Here is a 9901-nt window from a genome sequence, read left to right as displayed (position 1 = left end):
CTCCGTTAATTAAACCATGCGCCGAGCGGTAAGGTCACATCCAGCAGGCGGTCAAAGGCAAACCACAGCAAGATCCCCATTACCGCGCCGGAAATCCCCGCCGCCGGGAGGGTGGCGTTAAACAGCATGCCGATCACCATCGTCAGGATGGCGGTTGCCACCGGAAAACCGAGCCACTCAAAACCCCAGGCGTACATCAGCAGAACAATGACCATCACCAGTAGACGCTGCAGAATACGGCGCGGTGGCCACTCTACGGTATCCGGATGACGGAGCAGCAGGGCCACTGAGCAGAGCAGCATCAGTCCAACAATGCCCATCGGGAAAGGGCGCGGCCCCACCGGTTCATAGCTGTATTCGCTGTGGATCTGCCAGGCGACGAACATCCCACCGACGCAGAGCAGCAGCCAAATCCCGGCAAAAATACGATCGCTCATACCGCCTCCGGTTATTTGGCAAGGCCAAAGGCTTTCGCCTGTTCGCGATAGTCATTGACCTGTTTTTTGACGTACTCATCCAGCGGCTTGCCGCTCAGGTTGAACTCAAACAGCCCGCGCAGATCGCGCTGCTTTTTAAACGCTTCGGTCTGCTGGAGTTTATTGAAGGTTTCGACCCACCACTGATATTCGGCATCGGTCACTTTTGGCCCGACGAAGAAACCGCGGATAATCGGCCAGACCAGGTCATAACCCTGTTCTTTTGCGGTAGGGACGTTCGCCAGCTGGCCCGGCATGCGGTTCTCAGAGAAGACCGCCAGCACGCGGATTTTATCGCCGTTCAGGTAGGGCACCATTTCACTGAGATCGCCGGATACCGCCTGAACGTGATTTCCCATCAGCGCCGTCACCGGTTCGCCGCCCCCTTCAAACGCCACGTAGCGCATCTTGTGAGGATCAACCTTCGCCTGCTGTGCCAGCAGGGCGGCTTTCATCCAGTCCTGGCTGCCGATGGAGGCACCGGCGCCAATCACCACGCTGTTCGGATCTTTTTCCATGGCGGTCAGCAGGTCTTTCAGGGATTTCCACGGTGAATCCGCGCGCACGGCAATCATGCCGTAGTCGGTACCGACGGTTGCCAGCCAGCGCACGTCATCCACGCCGTAGCGGCCAAACTTCCCCTGAGACAAGTTCAACAGCGAGCCACCGGAGAAAGCCACCACCGTGCCGGCTTCCGCAGGGCGTTGCGCGACAATCGCGTTGTACGCAACGGCACCCACGCCGCCGGGCATATAGGTCACGCGCATGGGTTTTGCGATAGCGCCGGTCTCCAGCATGCTGACCTGAATGAGTTTGCAGGTGAGATCGAAACCGCCGCCGGGTTTCGCCGGCGCGATGCACTCGGTGCGGGACGGGGCATCCTGCGCCTGAACGACAGAGGCACTTATCATCAATACGCTTGCAGCAAGAGTCGAAAGTAGTTGTTTTTTCATCGTTTATCCTCACGCCGGAGTTCCGGGAGTACGGGTACGGGGCTTTTTTCTGATTATGTGAACCACCTTGTAGCGGTTCCGTTGCGTGATTGTTAAAACAATAACCTTTCATTTCCCTTTCAATGCGACACCAACTTTACAGGATGTGATATGCGTCTCTTACTCGCGGAAGATAATCGTGAGCTGGCTCACTGGCTGGAGAAAGCGCTGGTGCAGGAGGGCTTTGCCGTGGACTGCGTTTCTGACGGGCGCGCTGCCGACCATCTGCTGCAGGGAGAAAGCTATGCGGTTGCCATTCTGGACATCGGAATGCCCGGCTTTGACGGTCTGGAGGTCGTGCATCGTCTGCGTAAACGCGGTCAGACGCTGCCCGTCCTGTTTCTCACCGCGCGCAGCAACGTGGCGGACCGGGTGAAAGGGCTCAACGCCGGGGCGGATGATTATCTGCCGAAACCGTTTGAGCTGGAGGAGCTTGACGCGCGGCTGCGCGCCCTGTTGCGCAGAAGCGAAGGGCGAACGCAGGAGCGTCAGCGCCTTGGGGAGCTGGAATATGACGACGAAGGCTTTTTCCTGCTGCGCGACGAGCCTCTGTCGCTCACGCCGCGTGAACTGTCGCTGCTGAAGGTGTTGATGCATCGCCGGACCCGCCCCGTTTCCCGGCAGCAGCTGTTCGATCAGGTGTTTAGCCTGAATGACGACGTCAGCCCGGAGAGTATCGATCTCTATATTCATCGTCTGCGCAAAAAGCTCAGCGGTAGCGGCGTGAGGGTCACCACCCTTCGCGGACTAGGTTATGTGCTGGAGTGCGGCGATGAGGTGGGTTAAGCCGCAGTCGCTTTACCTGCAACTGCTGCTGTTTCTTGGGCTTCCGTTGTTGTTGCTGTGGGGGTTGTCGGCATTTAACAGCTATGTCAGCGCATTGCAGGCGGCCACGCAGGCTTACGACCGCACGCTGTTATCCTCTGCCCGAACAATATCGGAGCGGCTGGAGGTTCACGACGGCAGGCTGGGCGTGAATGTACCCTGGGTGGTGCTCGACAGCTTTGAACTCAATATGAACGACCGGCTCTATTATAAAGTGGTCGATCCCGACGGGCGGGTGATCTCCGGTTATGACGATCTGCCCCGGATGCCCCCGGCAACATCCCGCACCACGCTCTATCCGGCGCTGGCCTGGTTTTATCACACCGAATACCGCGGGCAGGCGATCCGTGTCGCGCGTCTGCTGCAGCCCGTCAATGAAGGGAATATCGTCGGCATGGCGGAGATTTATGTCGCGGAGACGCTCCAGTCCCGCCGCTATCTCGCCAGTCAGTTGCTCTTTTCATCATGGGTCTCTCAGGGATTGCTGGTGCTGCTGACCCTGGTGTTGACCGCGTGGTTGCTGCGTCGCGTACTGCGCCCAATGCGCCAGCTCTCTTCGCTGATGGTGCGCCGTGATCCAGGCCTGCTCGCGCCGCTGCCGGAGTTGTTGCCCTGGTCTGAGACCCGGCTGCTGATTGTGGCGTTCAACCGCTATATCGACAGGCTGCGCGGCGTGCTGTCGCGTCAGGAACGCTTCAACGCGGATGCCTCGCATCAACTCAAAACCCCGCTGGCGGTGCTTAAAACCCAGGTCTCCGTGGCCCTGATGCGTCAGGATCCCGCCCTCTGGCAGGAGAGCCTGCGGGCAATGAATGCGACCCTGGATGACACCATTGTACTGACCGAACGGCTGCTGCAGCTTTCCGCGGTGAAGCGTAAGGAGCAGGGGGAGGGCCAGTTTGCACCGGTGGATTTGGTTCAGGTGGTGCAAAACTGCTGCTTCTCCCGGCTGGCGCAGGCGCGCAGTAAAGCGATTGACCTGGGCTATGACGGTCGGCAGCAGCCGGTCATGATCGAAGGCGATGACGTGCTGCTGGGGGAGTTGTGCGCCAACCTGCTGGAGAATGCGATCAAATATACCCCTGCAGAAGGGACAGTGACCGTGTTCCTGCGAACAGATCAGGGCGCCGTTGAGCTGAGCGTGGAGGACAGTGGTCCGGGCATTGAAGAGGACCAGATCCAGCAGGCGATGCTGCCTTTCCACCGGCTGGAAAACGTCGGAGATGCCGCCGGGTCAGGGATCGGGCTGGCGCTGGCCGCTGATATTGCCCGTCTGCACCGAAGTCCTTTGCAGCTGACGCGCAGCGAAACGCTGGGTGGCCTGAGCGTTAAAATGCGTTTTCTGCTGCTCACGTAAAAAAACACCGGGTATCAAATCGTTACAAACTACTTGTCTGCCGCACGCAGAGTGCTTGATCCCCGGGCGACTCAGGTTAAAATCTCGCGGTTTTGGGACTTCTCTATAAAATTGTGCGGGATCACGACAATGAAAAAAGTGGCATTAGTGGGCTTAGGCCTGATGGTTGTTTCTTCGGCGGCGAACGCCATCAGCTTCAACGGCTCGGCGGGTCAGGATTATACTCACCTCGGCTTTGGCCTTGGGACCGAGACCTCCGGTCTGGCGATGACCGGCGGCTGGACACATAACGATGACGATGGCGATGCGGCAAGCCTCGGTCTGGGTCTGAACATTCCGCTTGGCCCGTTCCTGGCCACCGTGGGCGGTAAGGGGATTTACACTAACCCGAACGACGGTGATGAAGGTTACGCGGCGGCGGTAGGCGGCGGCCTGCAGTGGAAAATTGGTGATAGCTTCGGCCTGTTCGGCGAGTATTACTACTCACCGGATTCGCTCTCCAGCGGTATCGACAGCTATGAAGAAGCCAACGCGGGCGCGCGCTGGACCATCATGCGTCCGATTACGATTGAAGCAGGCTATCGCTATCTGAACCTGGCGGGTAAAGACGGCAACCGCGACAACGCACTGGCTGACGGCCCGTACGTGGGGGTCAGCGCAGGGTTCTAATCACGCCGGCGCGGCATTCTGTCGCGCCAGTTTCTCTCTTCTCCCGACATCCATTTGCGCTATAGTGTTTTGACCATATAAGCGGGAGAACACAATGATTAACGTGGAGATGTTATCCACCGGCGACGAAGTGCTGCATGGACAAATTATTGATACCAATGCTGCCTGGCTTGCCGATCTTTTCTTTGAGCAAGGATTACCGTTAACGCGCCGCAATACGGTGGGCGACAATCTTGAGTCACTGGTGAATGTGCTGCGCGAGCGTAGCGAACACGCCGACGTGTTGATTGTGAACGGCGGGCTCGGTCCCACCAGCGACGATCTCAGCGCCCTGGCCGCCGCGACCGCAAAAGGTGAAGGGCTGGTGCTGCATGAAGAGTGGCTGGCGCAGATGGAGCGTTTCTTCTCCGAACGTGGCCGTGTTATGGCACCCAGCAACCGCAAGCAGGCGGAAATTCCCGCCAGCGCCGAACTGGTCGATAACCCCGTGGGTACCGCGTGTGGGTTTGCCATTACGCTGAACCGCTGCCTGATGTTCTTCACGCCGGGCGTACCGTCAGAATTTAAAGTGATGGTCGAGCAGCAGATCCTGCCGCGCCTTCGCGAACGTTTTACCCTGCCTGAGCCTCCGCTCTGCCTGCGTCTGACCACGTTTGGCCGCTCCGAAAGCGATCTGGCCCAGAGTCTTGATCATCTCTCCCTGCCACCCGGTGTCTCAATGGGCTACCGCTCCTCCATGCCCATCATTGAACTCAAGCTGACAGGGCCGGCCTCAGAGAAGGCGGCGATGCTGGCGCTCTGGCCGGAGGTGCAGCGCGTGGCCGGTGAAAGCCTGATCTTTGAAGGCACCGAGGGGCTGCCGGCGCAGATTGCGTCACATCTGCAGTCTCGGCAGCTGAGCGTGACCTTAAGCGAACAGTTCACCGGCGGCCTGCTGGCGCTACAGCTGTCGCGCGCCAGTGCGCCGCTGTTGGCCAGTGAAGTGGTGCCGTTCCAGCAGGAAACGCTGGCGCAGACCGCGCGCTGGGCTTCGGAAAGAAGAGTGAAACATTTTGCTGGCCTGGCGCTGTTTGTGGGGGGGCTGGATGAGGAACATCTCAACTTTGCGCTGGCGACGCCGGAAGGCACGTATGCTTTGCGGGTTAAAATGAGCATTACCCGCCACAGTCTGGCGGTACGTCAGGAGGTCTGCGCTATGATGGCGCTGAACATGCTGCGCCGCTGGCTGATGGGTAAAGAGGTAGCCAGCGAACACGGCTGGATTAATGTTGTCGAATCGCTGTTTGTTGAGTAATGCCTTTGCCGGGGCGTTTTGCCCCGGCACGGTTTAGCCCAGCGCCTTCGCCAGCAGAGTGATCGGATGCTCGCAGCGCTTGCTGGTAGACATCTCTATCTGCCACTTGCAGGTTTCGCAGTCGGTGACCACGATATCTGCGCCGCTCTCTTCAATCTGGCGAAACAGCGGGGCGCCGATCGCCTGTGACGTTTCGTAGTTTTCTCGCTTAAAGCCGTAAGTGCCCGCGATGCCGCAGCACCGCGAGTCCAGCACCGTCAACTCCAGCCCCGGAATGAGCCGCAACAGCTCAAGCGTATAGAGCGACCAGCCCATTTTCTCCATATGACACGGTGTGTGATACACCACTTTCAGCGGTAGTTCCCGCAGCGGCAGCGTCTGCCCGCTGTCCAGTTTGCGCCACAGGAAACGCGTCGCCAGCTCAATGTGCTCGCGCAGACCGGTGTTATCCACGTCCAGCAGGTGCGGATACTCATCACGCAGGGTGAAGGTACAGGTGGACGAGGTGGCCAGTACCGGAATTCCTTTATCAACGATGGCCTCGCGCAGGGATGTGACGTTGCTTTTGGCCTGTCTGCGCGCCTTATCGGTAAAACCGTTGGCAATCAACGGCACACCGCAGCACTTCTCTTTCTTCAGGAGCTGCACGCCGGTCCCCATCGCGTTGAGTACCTTCAGCAGATCTTTTCCCAGTTGCGGGTGGTTGTAGTTGACATAGCAGCCGTGGAAGAACGCGACCTGATCGGTGTACTGCGCCTGTTCCGCTGCCACGAATGTATACCAGCGCCGAAAGGTACCGTGAGAGTATTTTGGCAGGCTGCGGTGGTGGTCTATCTTCAGCGTCGCATCCAGCAGTTTTCGCACCGGCTTGAGAGACGTTGCAGCATTCACCAGCGGGGCAAAAGGCGTGGAGACACTGCCCATCAGGTCGGTGTGACTCAGGATCGCATCGCGCAGGGACGGCTTTTGCGTGCTGTAACGCGCGCGGGCTCGCTGGATGATATCGCCGATCTTCACGTCCGACGGACAGGCCACTTCGCAACGTTTACAGTTGATGCAGTATTTCAGCGCCTCATCGTACAGCGCACCGTCTTTAAGACGCAGGCGCTCGCCGTCAGGTCCGGCCTGTTTCGGGCCCGGGTAGCGCGGATTCACACCGCTGACCGGGCAGACGGTGGTACAAACTGTGCATTTGATGCAGCTTTCAAACCGGGTATCGTTCATTGCTCAGCCTCCATGCGCTGGCCAATTTGCTCTGCCACATACAGCGCCGTGATGGCGCAGACCCCGCCGCCGCAACCCTGAGCGATGGGATCGTATCCCCCCAGAAGAGAGCCAATGGCATAGAGATTACTGACCGGCTGACTAGAAAGTTGCGGGTGCAGTTGCTTATCGACAATCACGCCGAACTGCTGCCAGGGTTGTGGGGTGAAGAAATCACTCTGATACCAGTCCGCGCGGGAGGGCGTTTGCCGGACATCCAGCCCCATAATGGCCTCCTGGATGCCGTCCCGACGGCTCAGCAGCCCGTTGCTGAAGAAACTGCCGCTTGCCAGCACCGTATAACGCGCGCGAAGCGGAATATCAGCGTGATTACGCGTCCAGACTTCGCTCACCGAGCCATCCGTCAGGGTGATTTTTTTCACCTCGTCACCCGCCATCCACACGCCACCCTGAGCGATAAACCGACGCTGAAGCTGGGTATGCAGGCGAATGCCGGGGACAGAAGGGGGAAGCGTCGGCAGCAGGCCAAGCGAGCAGGGCAGGCGATCCGAGAGCCAGCGCCAGAGCCGGTTGTCGCTTAAGCCAAAGCAGGCGGGCATAAACAGCGTGTCGCAACCTTCGGCAAGCGGCCGGAGCGCGGCATACAGTAGCGGCCATTTATCGTCGTTATCGAGAAAACGGGCAATATTCACCGCGCGAAACTCGCTCGGGTTGTCGCGCAGGACGTCAAGCTCAGGAAGCTCTATCTCAGCCGTGTGTGCGTTCACGCCCTGGCGACAGAGCGATGCCGCAGCGAGGTGGGGCTGGAAATCAAGAAAACCGCTAATACCCACGACCAGGACCCGTCCTGCGTTGAAGGGGGCAACAGGCACCTCTTCCGGGCTGAGCCAGGCAGAGCGCAGGGTGCCGAGCGGGGTAACCCGATGATGATTTTTCCGGGCGTTACCCTGCAGCCGTGCGCCACACTCGGCCAGAAGGGTTTCGGCTTCATGGGCGAAGCGGTCGACGGTGTCTCTGCCCGTCAGGTTATAGGGATGCTCTGGCGGCAGGGCATCGCGATATGCCTCATCCAGCAGATCCAGCGAACCCGACGAGAAGTGCAGTGCGCTCTGGCCCCGGGTGATGATGGCGCAGCGCAGCCCCTGCTTCGTTAGCCTGATACCACAGAGCAGACCCGCCAGCCCACCACCGACAATCACGGTATCAAATTTCATCCTGTTGCTCCTTCTCAAGACCGCACAGCCCCTGGTAGACCCAGCGGGTAAACTCGCTTTCACGCAGGGCATCACCCCAGGCGACAGGCTGAATGCCTTTCCAGCGTTCGTTCAGGAAATCACTGAGTTGTGCCAGCGACTGGGTGGCAGTGGTGGTATGAAAACGTTGTAACAACCCGGCGGCACGGCAGGCGCACAGCTCACCCTGGCAGGTGCCCATGCCCACGCGGGTGCGCCGACGTAAATCAAGCAGGCTGTTGACGGTCAGATTCTCCACGGCGTATTGCACTTCACCCGCCGTGACGGCTTCGCATTCACACACCAGGCTACGGCTCAGCCGTCCTTCCCCCAGCCAGACCGGCGTGCGGTCTCCGTGGCGATAGATGGCGGAACCGCGCAGGGGGGCGGAAAGGGAGATGATTTTTTGCAGCGTTTTCTCGGTGGACTGACGCGAGCCGGGCAGAGGTTGCTCTGCGGTCACACACCGTTCGCTATTACCCAGCTTGCGGCAGACGGCATCGGTTGCCCACTCGGCCATCAGGCGGTAGGTCATCAGCTTGCCGCCGGTGATGGTGATAAACCCGTCCAGGCCATCGCGCGCGGCGTGGTCGAGCAGCACGATGCCACGGCTGACGTTGCGCCCGCTCGGGTCGTTATCGCTCGCCACCAGAGGGCGCACGCCGGCATAGGCGCGAAGAATTCGGGTCTGCGCCATCACAGGGGCCAGCTTTTCCCCTTCGCGCAGCAGGATATCCACCTCGTCGGCGGTCACGCGGTTGTAATCAATCTCGCTATAGTCCACGTGGGTTGAGGTGGTGCCGATAAGCGAAATGGTATCGCCCGGCACCAGGATGTCGGCATCAGAAGGTTTGCGGCAGCGGTTGATCACGTGGTTGTTAATGCGGTGGTCGAGGATCAGCAGCGAGCCTTTTGCCGGGAACATGCGCACAGACAGCTCGGCGTACTCCGCGATGCGTTGCCCCCAGATCCCCGCCGCGTTGACCACCACGGCGGCGTACAGTTCGCCATGCTCCTTATACTGCGTATCAAAAACACGTACGCCGCAGACGCGGTTCCCTTCCCGGATAAGCCCGGTCACTTCCTGCCCGGTCAGAACCTGTGCGCCGTGTTCACGGGCGTCCAGCATGTTCGCGGCGGTCAGGCGGAAAGGGTCAACCGTACCGTCCGGGACCTTCACCGCGCCGATAAGGGCCGGGTTGACAGACGGTTCCAGGCGACGCGCGAGTTCGGGGTCGATGACGTCAGCCTCAATCCCTGCAGCGCGGCAGGCGGTCACAAAGGTTGGCTGAAATGAGAGATCGTCTTCGGGAAGCGTAATGAACAGACCGTTGGTCGGTTCAATGCAGTGGCGGGCAATGCGTCTGAGGATCTGGTTTTCAGCAATGCATTCCCGCGCGGATTCGGGGTCGGTCACCGCGTAACGGGCACCACTGTGTAGCAGACCATGATTGCGCCCGGTTGCGCCCGTCGCAATGTCATGGCGCTCCAGAAGCGTGACGCTCAGCCCACGCAGGGCGCAGTCGCGTGCGATGCCGGCGCCGGTCGCGCCACCGCCAATGATAATCACATCGCTGTAGCGAGGATCGTGAATTGTCATTGTTATCCCTCTGTGTTCGTTTTTTACCATTTAGCCACATCAAAACTGTGGTTTGTTTGATTTCGAACATAAACGAACGAAATTCGAAAGTGAAACGTGATTCCATGCGCTTTTCTGCGCACATTGTCATATTTCTGTAACAATTTGTGCGTTGATTCACAGTAACAATCACCGTGATTTCTTAACATCGCCGCCTCTCTGGAGTGTGGGGCAGTTAAACCCCTGTAAATTC

The 9901-nt window shown here is 59.3% G+C and carries 9 protein-coding genes; 4 read left to right on the top strand and 5 right to left on the bottom strand.

Annotated elements, in window-relative coordinates; all coding sequences use genetic code 11:
* Positions 1-5 precede the first annotated feature (5 nt).
* Both ACN9MQ_RS15505 and ACN9MQ_RS15500 read right to left on the bottom strand, forming a co-directional pair.
* Positions 6-437, bottom strand: coding sequence for a tripartite tricarboxylate transporter TctB family protein (locus tag ACN9MQ_RS15505; RefSeq protein ID WP_020883153.1), 432 nt, complete (start codon positions 435-437; stop codon positions 6-8).
* An 11-nt stretch (positions 438-448) separates the two neighbouring features.
* On the bottom strand, positions 449-1429 hold the full coding sequence (locus ACN9MQ_RS15500) for a Bug family tripartite tricarboxylate transporter substrate binding protein (protein WP_426262650.1): 981 nt from the start codon (positions 1427-1429) through the stop codon (positions 449-451).
* 150 nt (positions 1430-1579) lie between these two features.
* On the opposite strand from ACN9MQ_RS15500, the gene tctD reads away from it, so the two are divergent.
* The 4 genes from tctD to ACN9MQ_RS15480 all read left to right on the top strand — a co-directional run bounded on the left by tctD (position 1580) and on the right by ACN9MQ_RS15480 (position 5613).
* A complete protein-coding gene (gene tctD, locus ACN9MQ_RS15495) occupies positions 1580-2254 on the top strand; it encodes a transcriptional regulator TctD (protein ID WP_014170976.1) in 675 nt (224 codons plus the stop codon).
* Positions 2241-3650 (top strand): sensor histidine kinase, encoded by a 1410-nt coding sequence (locus tag ACN9MQ_RS15490; protein WP_426021365.1) that lies wholly within the window; start codon positions 2241-2243, stop codon positions 3648-3650. The genes tctD and ACN9MQ_RS15490 overlap by 14 nt, the downstream gene beginning before the upstream one ends.
* A gap of 129 nt (positions 3651-3779) precedes the next feature.
* Positions 3780-4319: a YfaZ family outer membrane protein gene (locus ACN9MQ_RS15485; protein ID WP_020883156.1), complete on the top strand. Its 540-nt coding sequence runs from the start codon at positions 3780-3782 to the stop codon at positions 4317-4319.
* Positions 4320-4413: 94 nt separating this feature from the next.
* Positions 4414-5613 (top strand): nicotinamide mononucleotide deamidase-related protein YfaY, encoded by a 1200-nt coding sequence (locus ACN9MQ_RS15480; RefSeq protein WP_025203597.1) that lies wholly within the window; start codon positions 4414-4416, stop codon positions 5611-5613.
* 33 nt (positions 5614-5646) lie between these two features.
* On the opposite strand, the gene glpC is transcribed toward ACN9MQ_RS15480, so the two are convergent.
* Genes glpC through glpA form a run of 3 tightly spaced genes read right to left on the bottom strand, consistent with a single transcriptional unit; the run spans position 5647 to position 9669 of the window.
* On the bottom strand, positions 5647-6837 hold the full coding sequence (gene glpC, locus ACN9MQ_RS15475; RefSeq protein ID WP_426021366.1) for an anaerobic glycerol-3-phosphate dehydrogenase subunit GlpC: 1191 nt from the start codon (positions 6835-6837) through the stop codon (positions 5647-5649).
* Positions 6834-8051, bottom strand: coding sequence for a glycerol-3-phosphate dehydrogenase subunit GlpB (glpB, locus tag ACN9MQ_RS15470; RefSeq protein WP_426262649.1), 1218 nt, complete (start codon positions 8049-8051; stop codon positions 6834-6836). Before glpB ends, glpC begins: the two co-directional genes overlap by 4 nt.
* On the bottom strand, positions 8041-9669 hold the full coding sequence (gene glpA / locus ACN9MQ_RS15465; RefSeq protein ID WP_032678599.1) for an anaerobic glycerol-3-phosphate dehydrogenase subunit A: 1629 nt from the start codon (positions 9667-9669) through the stop codon (positions 8041-8043). Before glpA ends, glpB begins: the two co-directional genes overlap by 11 nt.
* Between the last annotated feature and the right edge of the window lie 232 nt (positions 9670-9901).

The organism is Enterobacter sp. R-25 (assembly GCF_049913205.1).
Classification (GTDB): Bacteria; Pseudomonadota; Gammaproteobacteria; order Enterobacterales; family Enterobacteriaceae; genus Enterobacter; species Enterobacter ludwigii.
Note: the sequence above shows the minus strand (reverse complement) of the source record. Positions and strands in the feature narration are given on the sequence as shown.

What these genes read in the sequence shown, in the direction of transcription:
- glpA (WP_032678599.1), bottom strand. Translation starts at nt 9,669, where the DNA reads ATGACAATTCACGATCCTCGCTACAGCGATGTGATTATCATTGGCGGT.
- glpB (WP_426262649.1), bottom strand. Translation starts at nt 8,051, where the DNA reads ATGAAATTTGATACCGTGATTGTCGGTGGTGGGCTGGCGGGTCTGCTC.
- glpC (WP_426021366.1), bottom strand. Translation starts at nt 6,837, where the DNA reads ATGAACGATACCCGGTTTGAAAGCTGCATCAAATGCACAGTTTGTACC.
- ACN9MQ_RS15505 (WP_020883153.1), bottom strand. Translation starts at nt 437, where the DNA reads ATGAGCGATCGTATTTTTGCCGGGATTTGGCTGCTGCTCTGCGTCGGT.
- ACN9MQ_RS15485 (WP_020883156.1), top strand. Translation starts at nt 3,780, where the DNA reads ATGAAAAAAGTGGCATTAGTGGGCTTAGGCCTGATGGTTGTTTCTTCG.
- ACN9MQ_RS15500 (WP_426262650.1), bottom strand. Translation starts at nt 1,429, where the DNA reads ATGAAAAAACAACTACTTTCGACTCTTGCTGCAAGCGTATTGATGATA.
- tctD (WP_014170976.1), top strand. Translation starts at nt 1,580, where the DNA reads ATGCGTCTCTTACTCGCGGAAGATAATCGTGAGCTGGCTCACTGGCTG.
- ACN9MQ_RS15480 (WP_025203597.1), top strand. Translation starts at nt 4,414, where the DNA reads ATGATTAACGTGGAGATGTTATCCACCGGCGACGAAGTGCTGCATGGA.
- ACN9MQ_RS15490 (WP_426021365.1), top strand. Translation starts at nt 2,241, where the DNA reads ATGAGGTGGGTTAAGCCGCAGTCGCTTTACCTGCAACTGCTGCTGTTT.